Source organism: Streptomyces naganishii JCM 4654 (assembly GCF_014650575.1).
In the GTDB taxonomy this organism is placed as follows: domain Bacteria; phylum Actinomycetota; class Actinomycetes; order Streptomycetales; family Streptomycetaceae; genus Streptomyces; species Streptomyces naganishii.
The window spans coordinates 328,349-344,246 of sequence record NZ_BMVF01000007.1 but is presented as its reverse complement, the minus strand read 5'-3'; the positions used below and the strand labels follow the sequence as shown (position 1 = coordinate 344,246).

Genomic DNA, 15,898 nt, shown 5'->3' with positions numbered 1-15,898 from the left:
CCGGCTGCAGCGTTTCCACCGGCCCCACCGGCCCCCGCAGGCCCACCAGCAACGTCGGCCCCGTCGGCCCCCCGCTGCTCCGGCGGGTTCCCGGTGATCTCGGTCATCTCCCTGTCCGTGGTGACCGTGCCCTCCGTCTGATCGGTGTGTTCCGTTCGGTTCTGGTCAGTGACGGCGGTCACCGGTCACCTCTCCTTCAGCAGTACGGACAGCGCGGCAATGAGTTCGGCCTGGGGCTCCGGATGCACCTCAAGGGCGTCGAGCGGGGCCAGCCGGCGCTCGCGCTCGGTGTGCATCACCCGGTCCAGGTAGTCGGCGAGCAGCCGCCCCGCGCGGTCGCGCAGCCGCAGCGCGCCGTGGGCGCCGATCCGCTCGGCCAGCCCCTCGCCGGCGGACCGGGCGCGGCGTCCGCCCAGCAGCCCGGTCGCGGCCAGGGCGGCGACGACCTCGGGGTCCGGGGCGGCACTGCGGTCCAGGCGGCTCACCTCGTCCTCGGCGTACTCCTCCAGTTCGCGCCGCCACCGCCGTACGGCCATGCCGATGCGGTGCTCGGCGTTCTCGTACGTGGTGTCGCGGGCGGCGAGCCCGGGGGCGCCGGCGGCGGGTTCGCGCCGCCAGGCGTCGTCGACGCGTTCGTCGGCGGCGGTGACGGAGCACAGCAGCAGGGCGCCGAGGCTTTCCACGAGCGCGTCCAGAAGTTCGGGGGCGGTGCAGTCCAGCGGGAAGGCGCGCCACCGCTTGAGGGCGTCGCCGGCGAGGACGGCGCCGGCCTGGAGCCGGGCGCGCACGCGCGCGTGCTCGGTGTCGTAGGCGCTGTCGACGGCGGAGGTGAGGCGGAGGGCGGCCGCGTACTGCGCGGCGGTGGCGCTCGCCAGTTCGGGCATCCGGGACTTCAGCGAGTCGAGGACGCCGTGCGCGGTGCGTGCCATCGCGTGCTGCCGGGCGGCGCTGTCCTGGGCCTGGTGGACCAGCCAGGTGCGCAGCGGCGCGACGGCGGTGGCGGGCAGCAGTCCGCCGCCCCAGGCGGACTCGGGCAGTTCCGGCACCGTGAACCGCGGTACGTCGCCGAGGCCCGCCTTGGTCAGCAGGGCGCCGTACTGCCGGGAGACCTCGGAGACGACCTGGTGGGGCACCCGGTCCAGCACGGTCACCAGCATGGCGTCGTACTCCTTGGCGGTGCGCAGCAGGTGCCAGGGCACGGCGTCGGCGTAGCGGGCCGCGGTGGTGACCATCACCCAGATGTCCGCGGCGCAGATGAGTTCCGCGGCGAGGGCGCGGTTGTCGGCGACCAGGGAGTCGATGTCGGGGGCGTCGAGAAGGGCGAGGCCCGGGGGCACGGTCTCGACGGTCTCCAGGCGCAGCACCCGCGCGGGATCGTCCTCGGGGTTCAGCAGGTCGTCTGCGGCCAGCGGGTCGGACCGGGGCTCCCACACGCGCGGGAGGTCGGGCAGCACCCGTACGCCGCTGAACCAGTGATGGTCCTCCGGGTGGCAGACCAGCACGGGGTTGCGGGTCGTCGGCCGCAGTACTCCCGCCTCGGTGACCCGCCGTCCCACAAGGGAGTTGACGAGTGTCGACTTCCCGGCGCCCGTGGAGCCCCCGACGACGGCCAGCAACGGCGCTTGGGGCTCTCTCAACCGGGGCACCAAGTAGTCGTCGAGCTGTGCGAGCAGTTCGTCGCGGTTGGCACGCGCGCGCGGGGCCCCGGCGAGGGGCAGCGGGAAGCGTGCGGCGGCGACACGGTCGCGCAGGGCGGAGAGTGCTTCGAGCAGCTGAGGCCGTACGTCCAAGGTCACCACATGCGAAGAATGCCCAATTTTAGGGGAATTCTGAAGCATATGAGCATGTCTGCGTGCCGATAGAACACAAGGGACGGAAGGGATGACTGGGGCGCGGGCACAGTCAAGGCATAACGAGTGCACAACACCCGGTGCGCCGGAGGCGAAAAGCGGTGCACGATTCGTACCTGCCTGCGATTATCAGGACCGCTTCACCGAACCTCCACATTGAGCCACGGAGGCGAAGCAACAGGGACACGGATCCGGGAGCCCTATCCTTGTCCCCGGCAACGTCAAGGATCAGCCCACACCCGGGCACCACGACCGAGGCCACCACACCAGGCCCCCGTAGCTCAGTGGATAGAGCAGGCGCCTTCTAAGCGCTTGGCCGCAGGTTCGAGTCCTGCCGGGGGCGCCACCCCTCGCCCTCCCCCTCGGGAGGGCTTTTTGCTGGTCAGAACAGGTGGAACCCTTCGCAGAAGAGCGCCGGACCGCTCCCCATTGATCACGGGAAGGGTCCGGCGCTGTCCGGCTGTCACCGGGTTTCTGCGGGTGGCTGTGGCAAATGCGTGGCGAAGCCTTCCGGCACCGTCACGCCGTCTCAGGCAGCTCTGGAAGGTCTTCCCCTGCCTCCATGCGGCGCTTGAGGTCCCGAAGCTGCCCAGAGACGCAGCGGGCGTAGATGGCGAGCAGGACCGGGACGCTGTTTCCCGCCCACTCCGCCACCTGTGCGGGCGGTACGCCGTCGTTCAGCCATCGCGTCAGGCAGGTGTGCCGCAGGTCGTACACCCTCTTGCCCAGCGGCGACGCGAACTCTTCCGGCGTAAGGACTTCCGCACGCGCGCTTCGCCACGCCCGACGGATGACAGAGCCCGCGAGCATCTCTCCCTTCTCTCCTTGGAACAGCAGATCTCCCGGCTTCAGGTGCCTGCCCTTGATGTGCTCGCGGAGGATCCGGGTCAGCGAGGGGTGACCCGGTACGACACGGGTGTCGTCCGCAGCGCGCCCCTTCAGGCCGCGCTCTTCGTGGATCCCGCCGTCGTCGGTCCAGTTCTTCCCGACCTCGGGCTGAGCTGTGTGGAACAGCAACTCACACCATTGGTCGTCGGCTCCTTCCTCGGGCAGCCGGACGTCCGCCACGCCCATCGCCACCACCTCTTCCGGGCGTGGCCCGGCGTAGTAGAGCGTGGCGAAGAACGCGTGCAGCCTCTTGCCGCCCCGAGGCCGGCGTCGCACCCAGCCCAGCAGGCGGGCCGCCTGCTCAGGATTGAGCAGAGACCGTTTGTCGACGGCGGACGAAGTCTTGGGTACCGAGCCCCGGCCCTTCGGCAGCGGGTTGGCCCGCAGGATCCGGTGCTTCACCGCGTATTCCATCGCGACGTTCAGGATCCGCCGGTTGCGCTTGACGGAGCTGGCGGCGGCACGCGTGCCATCCAGTTTCGTTCCCAGGGCGTACAGAACTTCGTCCACCTTGGCCGGGTCCTCCCATACGGCCATGGACATGGTGTTGCGTTCCACCCACTTCAGGATCGCGAGCACCTCATCGGGGGCTTCTTCCCGACGGCGGGTGTTGAACGCGAACTCTCGCAGCGCGGTGCGCACGTCGACCGGCTTGAAGGCGGCCGGCGGCGTACGCAGCAGCGCGACGGTTGCTGTCATCAGGGCTTTGGCGGTGTTCTTCCGGCTGTTTCCCGCGGTGCGGTGCCACTGAGCGTCCGCGAACTGGACGGCGAAGTCGTACCAGTTCACAGCGCTCGCCCCGGACTGATGGGAGATGGGGCGGCCCGTGGTGAGGCTGAAAGCCTCACCACGGCGCGTGGCACTGACCAGTTCGGAGCGGAACGCGTCCGCGAGCGCCCGCGTATCGAAGGGTTGGCGCCATTCTCGACCGGCCAGGGACCAGCGCACGCTGTATGACGTCTTCTGCTTGCCCCGGTAGACCCTGATGCTCCAGATCTTGACGTTGTACGTCGTCTCCATCAGGCGCGGTCCTCCCGGTCGTTCAGCCAGTGCTCGTAATCGCTGCGTCGGATCCGAAGGTCGCCGTTGGGCAGCTTGATGCAGCGCGGTGCGCGCCCCTTCGCGCGCCAGTCGTAGAAGGTGGAGCGCGAGATCTTCAGGTCCGTGCAGATCTCGGCAAGCGTGAGCTTGTCGTCTCGCGACCTGGGCAGAGCCGTCGTCACCGCGCGCTCCCTTCGTCGTTGGGGTCGGACAGTCGGACACTGGGGGTCTGGGGGTGTCCGGTCTGTTCGTGCAGGTGAGATGAGGTGACCGGACAGTCGGACACCTGGGACACCTCCGGGTGCGGGGTGTCCGGGTAGTAGCGGCCTCCGGCGTCCTTGGTGAGCTGTCCTGCCTCCGCCATGCGGGAGCAGTACCGGCGCACGGTGTCCGCGTCGATGTCCGGCAGCGCGGCCACGATGTCCCGCGGCCGGACGCCGGGGTTCTCCCGGACGTACCGGAGGATGGCCGCACGGGTGTCGCCGATGGTGTGGTCGGAGACCGGCCCATCGAGCATCTGCCAAGCACCGGAGGCAGCGTGGAACCTGAGCGCGTACTCGGCTTCATCCACGTCGCGTCCGGTGACGTGCAGGATCCCGTCTGCCTGCCCACGGGCCCGCTTCAGGACGAGCGTTGCGTCGGCGGCTCCGGCGATGCCGTTCGTACCGGACACCTCGGTCAGGAAGTCGTCCGAGCCTGCCTTGCGGACGTGGTGCACGAGCACTACGGCGATGCCGTAGTGGTCGGCGATCCGCTTGGCGTAGCCAACGGCGACGTAGTCCGCGTCGTACTGCGAGACGCCCTGTGGGGCGGGGCCGCGCATCTTGGCGAACACGTCGATGACGACCATGCGGGCGTCCGGGTTGCGGTCCAGCCATCCGGCGATGGCCTCGCTGCCGCCCTGTGGGAAGGGCGGGCACTCGGTGACCAGGGTCAGACCGGCCGGGGCCGCCTGCCCGCCCAGGATCTTGCCCATGCGGGTCTGGAGACGGCGCGGGGTGTCCTCCAGGGCGAGGTAGAGCACCGGGCCGCCCTTGACGGGTACGGAGTCGAAAGCCTGACCGCCGGCCGCGACCGCGAGAGCCAGGCCGAGGGACAGCCACGACTTGCCCACCTTGGGCGGTCCGGCGAGCAGGTTGACGCCCTCGGCGAGGATGCCGGGCACGGCCCACCTCGGCTCCGGGAAGTCTGCGGCCATGAGCTGGTCCGCGGTCCACGCCGTGCGCGGGCGCTCCCGCTTCGGCAACTCGCGCGGGGCCGCCTCGGGGTCGCTGGGCACGGAGTACAGGTGCAGCGGGGGAATCGGGTTGGTGCTCATGCCGCGACCGTCCGGGGGCGATTGGCTCCGGCTCGCAGGCCGGAGGCGATGGTGCGCCGTGCCTCGCGCTCGCCCTGCCCGACGCTCAGCGCCGCCTCGACAAGCCTCTCGGTCACCTCGTACGCGTCCAGCTCTCCCCCTGCGACCAACTGACCGAGAGCCACGGAGGCGATGTAGAGCGCGTTGTTGTGCTGGTGGGCGCCGGAGCCGGTGACGCGCGCCAACTCGCCGTGGAGCGCGGCGTTCAGGAACTTGCCGCGCCGGTCGCGGGCCGTGAGCGGGACCGTGAGCGGACGCTGCGGGGGCAGCGGGGCCGGGCGTAGCAGTTCCGCGAGCCAGTCGGGGAGCGGCGCCACGGGGGCCTTGTGAGCCACTGTGTAGGGCTCTCCGGCGAAGGTGCTTCCAGCACCGACCACGAGTCCGCCGGCGGCGCGGGTGTCGACCTTCCAACCGAGCCCGCGCGCGCTGTCTCCCGCGGTGTTGCGCAGTGGCTCGCCCTCGGGGGCGGCGAAGTACAGGTGGGTGCCGCCGCTCCAGGTTCGGACCGAGTACGTGTCGGCGGGGAAGGGCTGGCTGTGCCGCTCGCAGAGCAGGGCGAGCACGTCGGCGCCCTTGGTGACACCGTGCGCGGCCCATTCGGCCGGCGGGGTGTCGTCCGGGCCCTTGGGGATGTCGAGGTCGACGACGACCAGCCGAGAGGGGCCGGTAGCGATGCCGACGTTGTAGGGGGCGTGCGTCCAGCACCGGGTGATGCGCTCGCGGTCGATGGTGGCGCGCGTCTCCCAGTCGCGGACGGCGGGGCGCTTGGCGCCGGGGATGAGGGGGAAGACGTGCCAGCCGCGCGACGCAGCGTCAAGCGCTGCGGCGAGCTGGGCAGGGCCGTCCAGGTAGGGCATTCTGGAGGTCTCCTGTTCTGTCGAAGGGACAAGGAGAGCCAGGGCGACCGCGGTCTTGTGGTGAGAGGCGGTCGCCCTGGGCGTGTCTAGAAGGGCGGTTCGTCGCCGGAGGACGGGGTGCCCCATCCGCCCGTGGACGCGGTGGCCCCGGTGGGGGCGGGGGTGTTCCACGCGTCGTTGGCCGGGCCGGACGAGGTCCCGTTGCGCTGCACCTTGGCGACCTTGGCCGTGGCGAACCGCAGCGAGGGGCCGATGTCGTCGACTTCCAGGGCGAGCATGGAGCGGTTCTCGCCTTGGTCCGTCTGCCAGTTGTGCTGACGCAGACGGCCGGTGACCACCACGCGCATGCCCTTGGTCAGGCTGTCGGCGACGTGGTTGGCGAGGTCGCGCCACGCGGTGCAGCGCAGGAACATCGCGGTTCCGTCGCGCCACTGGCCGGTGGACTTGTCGTAGCTGCGCGGGGTGGAGGCGACGGAGAACCGGGCGATGGCGTCACCGCTGGTGGTGAACCGCAGTTCGGGGTCTGCGGCGAGGTTGCCGACGATGGTGATGGGGGTCTCTCCTACGGACATGGGGATCACTCGCTTCCGGCGTGGTCGGTGTTGGTGCTGGAGTCGCGGTGGTCGGCCGTGACGTACAGCCGGGTGCGCTTGCCGTCGCGGGTCGGGTACTGGCGTGCCGGGCCGGTGTCGAACGCGGCGGCCAGGGCCTCGCAGACGCGGTCGCCGTCGTCCGGCTCGCAGATGACGCGGATCTCGAACACGGTCCTCCTTTCGGGGCATTCAGCCGTGGAAGTGGCTGCGCTTGATGACGGCCTTGCGGATGTGGACCGTGCTTCCGCTCCGGCCGTTGGTGAGGGAGCGGGGGGTGCGCCAGGCGAGGACGGCGAGGGCGATCCACATGGCGGCGCCGGAGCTGAACCCGGCGACCGCGTTGATGACCTCGCCGATGCCGTAACCGACGCCGGCCGACAGGGCGCCGCCGCCAATTCCGGCGCCGATGAACCGCTGAGCGACCGGGTCCAGCAGCGGCAGCGGGGTCAGGTCGCGCGGCTCCGGGCGCACCAAAGGCGGCGGGGCGAGGTGCTTGGGCATGGGGACCATGCGCCCGTAGGCGTCGGGCACCCATACGACCGGCCCGCGTTCAGCGGCCAGCTCGACGACCGCCAGGTCCGGTGCGTACAGGCTCAGCGCTGCCGGGTCGTGCGCCGGGGCGGTGGATGTGTCCAGCCGCAGAGCCGGGACGTTTTCGTTCACGGCCTTGCTCCTCTACAGGTTCGGCAGCGCGTCGACGACGGCGCGCATGAGGTGGTTGACGGTGGGGGCAGCTCCGGTCGAGGCGAGGTAAAAGCCGAACATCGCGGCGACGAAGGCGCCGCCGGCCTTGAGCGAGCCGGAGCGGATCAGGACGGCGAGCAGGAAACCGAAGAGCAGGGCGAGGGAGACGGTCACGGCCACGGGCGCGGATCTCCTTTCATTGGAGCCGGGTTGGGGTCAGCGAGTGCCTTGGCGGTAGGTGCGGGCGGCGCGGTTGTAGAGCCAGCGGCCGACGCGGATGCGCTTGCCGTGGCCCTTGCAGCGGCGGCAGGTCTTGCCGCGCTTGGGCCGTCCCTTGCGGTCGGTGGTCATGGCGAAGCCGAAGCCGTTGCACTTGCGGCAGGAGCCGAACGGGCTCGCCGCGCACACCGATGCGTAACCGAGCGTGACGAACAGTAGGAGCGCGATAGCGAGCAGGATCGGGGTCACAACAGCCCTCCCAGGGCGGTTTTCGGGGGTTTCCGCAGGTGGGGTCCTATCGGCTAGATCGCTGATCAGGGCCCATATGGGGCGCTAGCGGGACCTCTAGCGCTAGAGGGTCTGACCCCTAGCACTAGAGACCCCTCGGCGTCAGCCCGCGTCCCGGTTACGGTCACGCTCCGCAATCGCCGTGACGATGTGAGCGCGCTCGAACCCGGTCCGGTTGACCGTCTTGCCGTTGACCCTGCGGGCCACCTGGCCCGTGCTCACGCCGTACGGCTTGAGCGCCGTGGTGAGCTGCCGCGCCTTGTCCGCCGGGGCCATCTCGCCCCACGGCCCGTACTTCTCCGGCCGCAGTTCGGCGAGCCGGTCCACGGTGACGTCGTTCCACGGCTTGGCCTCATCCGCCGGGACGACGGCGAGGATGTCCTCAAGCAGCGGATCGGCCGCCTCGCGCCGCTCCGGCGCCTCGCCTGCGGCGATGCCGCGCAGCGTGCCCGCGTCGATGCGGGCCTTACGGGCGCGCTCGCAGATGGCATCCGCGGCCGGGTTGTCAAGGTAGTAGCCGCGCACGATCTGCGGGTCGTCGGCAGCGCCGACCAGGTAGCCGATGCCCTTGTCGGAGCGGGTGAACGACGTGGCGCGGATGCCGTTCTTGTACATCGACGTGCCCAGGATCATGTCGTTCTCGATCTGGCCCATGACCCGCAGGCAGAACCGCGTGCCCACGTTCGCGCTGATCGCGGGCGGAAGCGAGTCCTTGTCCGGGCGCTGCGTGGCCAGCAGAAGGATCACCCCGAGCGCCCGGCCGCGCTTGATGATGGCCGTGCACAGCGCTCCGGCTTCCTTGCCGTACTTGTCGTGGCTGAACAGCTCCTGGCACTCGTCGATGGCGAGCACGAGCGGGTGCAGACCGAGGGAGCGGTTCGCGGCCAGGGACGGGATGACCTTGTTCTCCGGGCACTTGTCCTTGGGCAGGGAGCTGATGACCTTGGCCCGCCGCTCCAGGTCCTTATGGACGTAGCGGATGGAGTCCAGCGCTGCGGCGGCGGTCTCGTCGTCCGGGCCGGAGCCGTAGTCGGCCGCCACCTTCTTCAGCGGGTGCAGGTCGCCGGTGCCCTTCAGCTCCCAGATCAGCAGCTCAGCCGTGGGATCCAGCGCGGCGGCGAGCAGCGGGGTGCGCAGCGAGAAGGTTTTGCCCATGCCGGGCATGGCGCCGATCAGGACGTTGTCGTACATCAGCGTCAGGTCGACGTTCCGGCCGCGCTGGTCGGTGCCGAACGGCAACGGCTTGAACAGCGACGCCGACCCGTTCTTGGCCAGCGGCCACGGCGGGGCGGGCACCTTGTTCAGCGCACGGTCGCCGACCCACAGCATCATGCGGCCGGCGTGCTCGTCGGCGACCGGCTCGGGCCACACGCACCCCAGGGGGCGGCGCAGACCGGAGGCGAGTTTCTCGCGCCGGTCGAGGATGTCCGGCACCGTGACGCCGTAGGGCAGGTCGACGTCCGCGCGCCAGCCGGGGCCGTCGCGGGTGATCGGGGCGGGGAACTTGATGCCCTCCCCGCCCTTGGCGAGCGCCTTGTTGATCTCGGCGATACCGAGCGCCCCGAGGGCGCGTTCCACGATGCCGCTCGTCAGCCGCTCGACTTCGGTCGTGACGACCGCGCGGGAGATGACCGGCTTGTCGGCCGACGCCCCGAGGAAGCCGAACCCGGCCGTCAGCAGGGCCAGCGCCAGCACTTCCAGCCAGGTGGGGGCGAGTACGAACAGCACCAGGGCGAGCGGCACGCCGACGACCAGGGCCAGCAGCAGGAGGATGCCGCGCAGCTTGACCCGGTTGTCGCGCTGCCGCGACAGCTTCAGGTACTCCTCGACGTTCTCGCGCCGCGCGGCCACCTGCCGCAGCGGCTCGCCCTCGGTGTCGGCGACCCAGCGCAGGGTGCCGCTGACGAACTTGGCGACCCCGGCCGGGGCCTGGAAGGAGAGCCGGACGGAGTACCAGGGCAGGCGCACCGCATGGAAGGCGGTGGTGTGCCAGGCGAAGCCACCCAGCCAGCCGAGCGCGGTGACGAACTCCGGCTTGGACTTCGCCCACGGCGGGATCACCTCGCGCCGCTGTCCCGCCCGGAGTCGGTCCATCAGGCCCGGACCGGCCGGGGCGGGGCCGTCGACCATCACGGCCGACCGGTCGTCGGGGTCGTCGTCGACCGAGTCGGCCGACCGGTCGGCGCGCGGGTCGGCCGACTCGCCGCGCGCCGACCGGGCCTTGCTCAGGTCGACTACCTCGGCGCCGGAGTCGGCGGCCATCTCGGCTTCGAGCCGGTGGAACAGTTCGTTGTCGTCGGGGTGGTTCACTGAGGTTCCTTCCACTTTCGGGTGTGAGGGAGAGCGGGCCCGGCCGACGCTGTAGGAGGTGGAAGGCCGGGCCCGTGCACCGATGGTGGGCGCTGTGTGAAGGCGGAAGGGGTACAGTCCGTACCCCCTCGCGGAGGGGTACAGTTCGTACCCCTCGGGCGATCAAGCAGCGTTCGCGGCCGTGGAGTTGAGCGCGGCGGCGACGCGTTCACCGAGCCATTGGGCGACGTTGCAAGAGACGGCGTTTCCGGCCTGCATGGTCTGCTCGCCCTTGGTGCCGTGGACGATGTAGTCGGCGGGGAAGCGCTGCGCGAGCAGCTGTTCACGCGGCTGGATCATCCGGTAGTGGCACTCCTCCAGCACCGGAGCCGGAGAGGCGATCGCGGCCGAATCGACGGTCCCGAGGGTGTGCAGCGGCTCCGCTGTGGTCTTCGTCGCCGCGTTGCGGTACGGGACCACGAGCCAGTGATGCCGTCCCTTCGCGGTCACGGTGTCCACCGGCTCGGCGACCGCGGTCGGAGTGGCGTTGCGGCGCAAGGTGACGATGAACGCATCCTCGGCGACCTGCGGCGGGGTGACCAACGCCTCGAACCCCTTCGGGTTCGCCAGCCGGGTACGCATCGGCTCAGCCGTGGTCGTCGCGGTCGTGTTCCACGTGCCGCCGGCCGGGACCAACAGCGCATCCCCGATCTTCGCCGTGCGCGCAGCGAGCGGCGAGGCGTCGGCGGGGACCGGACGACCGTCGTGCCCGCCGTGGTTGACGGTGAGCACCATGCGCCGGTTGCCGAGTTGGTCCAGCCCGGTACGGATGCGCCGCAGCGTGTTCGCCGCGAGCGGCGGCAGCTTGTGCTGTGGCCGGTCGGCGATGCGTACCCCGAGGTTCGTCCAGTCGATGATGTCCGCTGCGGGCCGCACGTAGGGTTCCACGACCGTGTGACGGCACCGCGGGCCGTTCGGGCAGCGGTAGACGTACTGCTGTCCGTACTTGCCCAATTGCCTTCCGCCGGGCTTCTTCCACGACTGGAACGCGGCCACTGTCTCGCCGCACGCCGGGCACCAGGCCAGAGGGCGCGGCTGCACGTCCGGCAGGGGGATGCCCTCGCGGGTGAGTACGACGTAGATCCGGTCCCGCCACTGCGGCGCCGGGAGGTTGCCGTCCCCGCCGATGTGCGCGGAGGAAACCGACACGAACTGATGGCGGTAGCCAAGCGTCCGCATCCCCGACAACCAGACGTCGAACAGTTCCCAGTCCGCGGCTTCCGCCACGTTCTCGATCAGGACCACGGGATAGCGGTGCACCTCGCTCGCCCGGATCACGTCCCAGAACGTGGCGCGGGTTCGCTCCAACAGGCCGGAGGAGACCGGCCCGTCCACTTCGAGGGCGAGTTGGCCGGGCGAGACCTTCTTACGGCGACGGCCGCCGGCCGGGGACAGCTCGGTGCAGATGGGCGAGGCCCACAGCACATCCGTGCGCGGCAGACGCCGCATGTCGTAGTGGTCGATGTCGGCGCACAGGTGGTCGGCGTCCGGGTGGTTGGCCGCGTGCGTCTCGATGGCCACCGGACTGTGGTTCGCCGCGAGCCGCAGTTCCAGCCCAGCCGCGACCAGTCCGGTGGAGGAACCACCGGCACCGCAGAACAGATCGGTGAACGTCAGGCTCATGCCTGAGCTTCCTTTCAGACCAGGGGGGTTCACAGCTCGAACAGGCCCGGCGCGTCGTCGGCGAGCGCCCTGCCGCGCGCCCGGCGGGCGGCGGCGGTGTGGCACTCCGGGCACCAGGCCCACAGCTCTCCGGGCGGCAGCGTGACGGCCTTGACGGGCGGGGTGAGCGGGTCCGCGGGGGCGGCCATCAGGCGGATGCGGTGGCCGTGCTTGCTGGTGTAGCCGTCGTGCTCGCGCGGGCAGCGGCCCCCGGTCTTGGCGTGCGGATTACCGCACTCGCCCGCGCACTGGCAGCGGTAGCCCGCCGCCTCCATCACCGGCCGCCACGTGCCGATCCCGGCCAGAGGCTCACTCATGCGACCACCCCCACGGCCGGTGCGTCCGTGCGAGCGCCCATCCGTCCGGCGCGGCGCCCGGTGACGGTGGCGAACAGCCAGCCCAGCCCCGCGCGGCGGGTTCCGGCGCGAGCCTGCTTGGCCGCGTACATCGACTCATCCGCCCGCCGCAGAAGGCCGGACAGGTCGTCGGCCGGGAAGTCCGCGGCGCGCACCCAGCCGAGAGAGACAGTGGTGCGGACTGCCGGGTCCTGGCCCTCGACCGGGCGGGCGAGCACGCCGTGGAGCACGGCGAGCAGGTCGGCGGCGGTGCCGTGGTCGTCGATGAGGACGGCGGCGAACTCATCGCCCCCGAGCCGTCCGGCGACCCCGGACCGGCCGACGTGATGGGCGAGCCGGTCCGCGGTCGCCTTCAGCAACGCGTCGCCAGCTGCATGCCCGTAGGTGTCGTTGATGTGCTTGAACTTGTCGACGTCGGCCAGCACCACGACCGCGCGTGGGTCCTTCAGCAGGGCCGTGGCGCGGCGGGTGAAGCCGTCGCGGGTGCGTAACCCGGTGAGCGGGTCACGCCGGGCGGTGTTCAGGCAGCCGCGCAGCCACCACACGTGGACCGCCCAACCTGCCGCGAACGGCAGCGCGGACAGCAGGACCGTGGTCAGGGTGTTCACGCGGCCACCCCCTCCGCCTGTTCGGACGTGTCCACGGGGTGCAGGGCGCGGCCGTCGGCTCGCTCGGCGAGCAGGGCGTCACGCACCTGCCGGGCGGGGCCGGAACCGCAGTGCAGTTCCTTGCGCAGCGCCTCGCCGTTGATCTCGGCGTCCGTCCAGTCGGCCGTGACGGTGCGCGCTTCGGCGAGCAGGTCGGCCGTCGTGCGCTGCGCCGCCCTGGCCCTGCCCTTGGCCGGCCGCTTGCGCGGCGGTTTGGGCGCCTCGCGCTTCGGTTCCACCGGGGCCTGCTCCGGCACCGGCGCCGGGTCGGGCTTGACGTCGGCAGCGGCCGGGGCCAGTTCCCCCAGCCGCAGCAGGACGCGTTCGCGGCGCGGGGTCCGGCGGCGCCAGGTGCGGCCGTAGCGCTCCCGCAGGTCCGCGCGGGCCAGCAGCCGTTCCCTCTCCAGCGCCAGGGCGTCGGTGTAGGAAGTGACCTCCCACAGCGTCATCCGGCGCCAGAGCGCGAACGTGGAGGCCGGGGCCAGCAGCCAGCGGGAGAACCGGATCTTCTCCATGCGCCGTCCGGTGACGGCGCCGATGCGGACGGCGTAGACGTGCGCGCCGATCTCGGAGAAGACCACCCACAGCAGCGGCATCGTGCCGTGCGCCACCTTCGCCGACAGCGAGTGTCCGGCAGCGACGTTCAGCCAGCACGTGACCAGGGTGAGCACCCAGGGCACGAACCGCACCCACGCCAAGGCCATGTCCAGGCGGATCAGCAGCAGGTTGGCCAGCGTGAAGACCGGAATGGCCACATCGATCGCGACGGGCAGGATCTGCGGCTGAGTGAACCCCCAGCGAGCCGCGGCCAGGGACACCGCGTCGAAGGAGGAGATCAGCCCCAGAGCGCCGACCGCGGCGGCGGCGAGCGCCCCGACTGCGGCGAGCCACACCTCGGGGAACGTCAGCGGCGGCACCGCCGGACGTTCGGCCGCAGGTGCCGTCTCGGGAACGGTCATTGCGCACCCCCGTCCGAGCCGGGCATGTCGCTGTAGCCGATCAGATGCAGCTCAGCGCCCGCGTAGTCGGCCGACGCCTTCAGCACGCGCGTCATGCCGTCGCCCTGCACCCCGTGCGCCACCTTCTCCGGCGCCACGGCCAGGGCCTCGCGCCATGCCTCGAACGCGTGCAGACCCTCGTGGAACCGCAGGGTCAGCCGCTCGGGGTAGATGCCCGACAGGTCGACGTCCGGGGCGGGCAGGTGCCCGAAGTCGGCGGCCAGCAGCCGCAGCGCACGCAGTGGAGCGGTCAGCCCGTCCAGCGTCAGCGGCTCGCTCATGCCGCCGCTCCCTTCCGGGACGACCGACGGCGCCCGGCCGGGCGGGGCATCGGGACGACGTTGAACAGCTCCGGGGCGTGCACCCCGATGACCTCCGCGGCGACGCGGGCCACGTCGTCCGGGAGCTCCGGGTTGTCGGCGAGGATGTCGCGCGCCGCGTCCAGCCGGGCCGCGCGCTCCTCCTTGCTCTCGCCCTCCACCCCGAGCCACAGCTCAGGCGGGATGCCCAGGGCCAGTTCGATGAAGTCGTTGACGGAGACGGCCTGATGACCGCCGATGTAGGCACGCATGAAGCGCTCCTGATGTCGAAGGGACAGGGAAGGCGCCCGGACGGTCGTGGCCTGGTGGTGAGAGGCGACCGCCCGAGGTGGACCCCAAGCCGCGTCGGCGGCGGGGTGGTGCCCCGACCGGGAGTCGAACCCGGTCTTGCGACCATCGGGGCTGTCGTACGGCTCAGCGGCGGACAACGGGCTTGTCCAGGTCGCGGTGGCGGACCATCACGCCGTGCCCGGCGTCACTCAGCAGCTCGGCAAGGGCGCGAGCGAAGACCGGAGCACGGTGCCGGCCGCCCGCGCATCCGTCGGCGACCGTGATGACCCCGGCGGACGGCCCAGACGCGAGTGCCTCGACCGCCGATGCGGTCGCCAGGACCAGTGCCGCGACCCCCGGCGTGCCCAGCACCGCGGCACGGACCGGCTCATCGTCGGCAGTCATGTCCCGCAGCTCCGGCGAGACATGCGGGTCGCGGAAATGGTCGCGCAGATCGATGGTCAGATGCGCGGCCGGCGGCGCGTCGTGCAGGTAGCCGAACGAGACGATCTCGACAACAGCCATGAGGACTCCCAGGAGTCGAAGGGGTGGAAAGGGCGGCCGCGGTCGTGGCGTGGTGAGAGGCGGCCGCCCCGAGCGCCCCGGAGCGGATTCGATCCGCTGTCTCACGGCATGCCGGGGCCGCAGTGCCGAAGCGCTGCGAGAGGTTGGGTTGCGCTGTACCTCACGCGGGACAGAGCCCGCGTGGCCGCCTACTTGGCCGAGGAGAGGCGGCGTGATCCCCATGGAGTTGTCAAGGAACGAACGCTTCCGGCGAGCGCGGTAGCCCCCCTGGTGAAGGGGGCTCCCGTCCCTTGCGGGGCGGGGCCCGTCAGGCGCATTCTCAGATTGACTTAAGTCAATCTGACTGTCAAGGGGGTCCGGGGGAGAGGCGGAGATTGACTTAGGTCCCAGCTACTCTCGAACCCATGGAGCAAAGCTCAGAGGCGCCCAAGCAGGCGCGTACGGCCAAGGACATCGCTGCCGACTTCCGCGCGAAGATCACAGGCCCGGACCGCGAATACGAACCGGGCCAGCAGCTCCCGGCGGCCCGCAGGCTCGCCAAGGAACTTGGCGTGCAGCTCCTCACCGTGCAGAGCGCGTACAGCCAGCTCCGTGATGAGGGGCTGGTCCTCACGCAGCAGGGCCGTGGGACATTCGTCCGTGACCCTTCCGTGCCGCTCGGCACTGAGCCGGGCAGCAGCCCCGCGTTCAGCGCTCTGGCCGCAGAACTCAGCTCGATTCACGAAGCTCTTCGCTTGGTCGGTGAGCGACTGGACCGTCTTGAGCAACTCGTTGGCAACGAGCCTCCGCCCGCGCAATGAGTTCGTCCGCGCGCCTCAGAAGTCGCTCCACCGTGGCGCGCGCCTCCCTCAAACTCGCTTCAACCAATGCGAGTTCTGCGGGGGTGAGGCCTTCCAACTCTGCGCTTCGCTCCTGCATCCCTGACATGCCAATGAGCATGCGGCTGGAAGCGGAAGAGGACCCGGACAGATTGTCCGGGTCCTCTTTCTTTGCA

The 15,898-nt window shown here is 70.9% G+C and carries 19 protein-coding genes and 1 tRNA gene; 2 read left to right on the top strand and 18 right to left on the bottom strand.

What is annotated here, in order from left to right:
* Positions 1–185 precede the first annotated feature (185 nt).
* Positions 186–1,799: a dynamin family protein gene (locus tag IE217_RS15775; protein WP_190178480.1), complete on the bottom strand. Its 1,614-nt coding sequence runs from the start codon at positions 1,797–1,799 to the stop codon at positions 186–188.
* Between the two features lie 321 nt (positions 1,800–2,120).
* Here IE217_RS15775 and IE217_RS15770 point away from each other — a divergent pair.
* Positions 2,121–2,196: transfer RNA gene (locus IE217_RS15770), tRNA-Arg, on the top strand.
* A gap of 173 nt (positions 2,197–2,369) precedes the next feature.
* Here IE217_RS15770 and IE217_RS15765 read toward each other — a convergent pair.
* The 17 genes from IE217_RS15765 to IE217_RS15685 form a co-directional block, all read right to left on the bottom strand.
* Positions 2,370–3,758: a tyrosine-type recombinase/integrase gene (locus tag IE217_RS15765; RefSeq protein ID WP_190178479.1), complete on the bottom strand. Its 1,389-nt coding sequence runs from the start codon at positions 3,756–3,758 to the stop codon at positions 2,370–2,372.
* Positions 3,758–3,961, bottom strand: coding sequence for a helix-turn-helix transcriptional regulator (locus IE217_RS15760; protein WP_190178478.1), 204 nt, complete (start codon positions 3,959–3,961; stop codon positions 3,758–3,760). The genes IE217_RS15765 and IE217_RS15760 overlap by 1 nt, the downstream gene beginning before the upstream one ends.
* Positions 3,958–5,097 (bottom strand): AAA family ATPase, encoded by a 1,140-nt coding sequence (locus IE217_RS15755; protein WP_190178477.1) that lies wholly within the window; start codon positions 5,095–5,097, stop codon positions 3,958–3,960. Before IE217_RS15755 ends, IE217_RS15760 begins: the two co-directional genes overlap by 4 nt.
* A complete protein-coding gene (locus tag IE217_RS15750) occupies positions 5,094–5,993 on the bottom strand; it encodes a bifunctional DNA primase/polymerase (protein ID WP_190178476.1) in 900 nt (299 codons plus the stop codon). Before IE217_RS15750 ends, IE217_RS15755 begins: the two co-directional genes overlap by 4 nt.
* 86 nt (positions 5,994–6,079) lie before the next feature.
* Positions 6,080–6,565: a single-stranded DNA-binding protein gene (locus IE217_RS15745; protein ID WP_190178475.1), complete on the bottom strand. Its 486-nt coding sequence runs from the start codon at positions 6,563–6,565 to the stop codon at positions 6,080–6,082.
* A 5-nt stretch (positions 6,566–6,570) separates the two neighbouring features.
* Positions 6,571–6,756: a hypothetical protein gene (locus IE217_RS15740; RefSeq protein WP_190178474.1), complete on the bottom strand. Its 186-nt coding sequence runs from the start codon at positions 6,754–6,756 to the stop codon at positions 6,571–6,573.
* A 19-nt stretch (positions 6,757–6,775) separates the two neighbouring features.
* On the bottom strand, positions 6,776–7,249 hold the full coding sequence (locus tag IE217_RS15735) for a hypothetical protein (protein ID WP_190178473.1): 474 nt from the start codon (positions 7,247–7,249) through the stop codon (positions 6,776–6,778).
* 12 nt (positions 7,250–7,261) lie between these two features.
* Positions 7,262–7,450 (bottom strand): hypothetical protein, encoded by a 189-nt coding sequence (locus tag IE217_RS15730; RefSeq protein WP_190178472.1) that lies wholly within the window; start codon positions 7,448–7,450, stop codon positions 7,262–7,264.
* Positions 7,451–7,486: 36 nt separating this feature from the next.
* Complete coding sequence (locus IE217_RS15725; RefSeq protein WP_190178471.1) at positions 7,487–7,738, bottom strand: hypothetical protein; 252 nt, start codon at positions 7,736–7,738, stop codon at positions 7,487–7,489.
* Positions 7,739–7,879: 141 nt separating this feature from the next.
* On the bottom strand, positions 7,880–10,087 hold the full coding sequence (locus IE217_RS15720; protein ID WP_190178470.1) for a cell division protein FtsK: 2,208 nt from the start codon (positions 10,085–10,087) through the stop codon (positions 7,880–7,882).
* 162 nt (positions 10,088–10,249) lie between these two features.
* Positions 10,250–11,749, bottom strand: a complete 1,500-nt coding sequence (locus IE217_RS15715; RefSeq protein WP_190178469.1) for a DNA cytosine methyltransferase — start codon at positions 11,747–11,749, stop codon at positions 10,250–10,252.
* 29 nt (positions 11,750–11,778) lie between these two features.
* Positions 11,779–12,105, bottom strand: a complete 327-nt coding sequence (locus IE217_RS15710; RefSeq protein ID WP_190178468.1) for a hypothetical protein — start codon at positions 12,103–12,105, stop codon at positions 11,779–11,781.
* Complete coding sequence (locus IE217_RS15705; RefSeq protein WP_190178467.1) at positions 12,102–12,752, bottom strand: GGDEF domain-containing protein; 651 nt, start codon at positions 12,750–12,752, stop codon at positions 12,102–12,104. Before IE217_RS15705 ends, IE217_RS15710 begins: the two co-directional genes overlap by 4 nt.
* Complete coding sequence (locus IE217_RS15700) at positions 12,749–13,750, bottom strand: DUF2637 domain-containing protein (protein ID WP_190178466.1); 1,002 nt, start codon at positions 13,748–13,750, stop codon at positions 12,749–12,751. The genes IE217_RS15705 and IE217_RS15700 overlap by 4 nt, the downstream gene beginning before the upstream one ends.
* Positions 13,747–14,070, bottom strand: a complete 324-nt coding sequence (locus IE217_RS15695) for a hypothetical protein (RefSeq protein WP_190178465.1) — start codon at positions 14,068–14,070, stop codon at positions 13,747–13,749. The genes IE217_RS15700 and IE217_RS15695 overlap by 4 nt, the downstream gene beginning before the upstream one ends.
* Positions 14,067–14,360 carry a hypothetical protein gene (locus IE217_RS15690; RefSeq protein WP_190178464.1) on the bottom strand — a complete coding sequence of 98 codons (294 nt, stop codon included), beginning with the start codon at positions 14,358–14,360 and terminating at the stop codon, positions 14,067–14,069. The genes IE217_RS15695 and IE217_RS15690 overlap by 4 nt, the downstream gene beginning before the upstream one ends.
* 163 nt (positions 14,361–14,523) lie before the next feature.
* Positions 14,524–14,904, bottom strand: coding sequence for a RapZ C-terminal domain-containing protein (locus IE217_RS15685; protein WP_190178463.1), 381 nt, complete (start codon positions 14,902–14,904; stop codon positions 14,524–14,526).
* Positions 14,905–15,308: 404 nt separating this feature from the next.
* Between IE217_RS15685 and IE217_RS15680 the strand changes: the two genes are divergently transcribed.
* Positions 15,309–15,704, top strand: coding sequence for a GntR family transcriptional regulator (locus tag IE217_RS15680; RefSeq protein ID WP_190178462.1), 396 nt, complete (start codon positions 15,309–15,311; stop codon positions 15,702–15,704).
* Positions 15,705–15,898 lie beyond the last annotated feature (194 nt).

Coding starts and splice junctions, on each gene's coding strand:
- IE217_RS15765 (WP_190178479.1), bottom strand. CDS start 3,758: ATGGAGACGACGTACAACGTCAAGATCTGGAGCATCAGGGTCTACCGG.
- IE217_RS15755 (WP_190178477.1), bottom strand. CDS start 5,097: ATGAGCACCAACCCGATTCCCCCGCTGCACCTGTACTCCGTGCCCAGC.
- IE217_RS15750 (WP_190178476.1), bottom strand. CDS start 5,993: ATGCCCTACCTGGACGGCCCTGCCCAGCTCGCCGCAGCGCTTGACGCT.
- IE217_RS15745 (WP_190178475.1), bottom strand. CDS start 6,565: ATGTCCGTAGGAGAGACCCCCATCACCATCGTCGGCAACCTCGCCGCA.
- IE217_RS15715 (WP_190178469.1), bottom strand. CDS start 11,749: ATGAGCCTGACGTTCACCGATCTGTTCTGCGGTGCCGGTGGTTCCTCC.
- IE217_RS15710 (WP_190178468.1), bottom strand. CDS start 12,105: ATGAGTGAGCCTCTGGCCGGGATCGGCACGTGGCGGCCGGTGATGGAG.
- IE217_RS15700 (WP_190178466.1), bottom strand. CDS start 13,750: ATGACCGTTCCCGAGACGGCACCTGCGGCCGAACGTCCGGCGGTGCCG.
- IE217_RS15695 (WP_190178465.1), bottom strand. CDS start 14,070: ATGAGCGAGCCGCTGACGCTGGACGGGCTGACCGCTCCACTGCGTGCG.
- IE217_RS15690 (WP_190178464.1), bottom strand. CDS start 14,360: ATGCGTGCCTACATCGGCGGTCATCAGGCCGTCTCCGTCAACGACTTC.
- IE217_RS15685 (WP_190178463.1), bottom strand. CDS start 14,904: ATGGCTGTTGTCGAGATCGTCTCGTTCGGCTACCTGCACGACGCGCCG.
- IE217_RS15680 (WP_190178462.1), top strand. CDS start 15,309: ATGGAGCAAAGCTCAGAGGCGCCCAAGCAGGCGCGTACGGCCAAGGAC.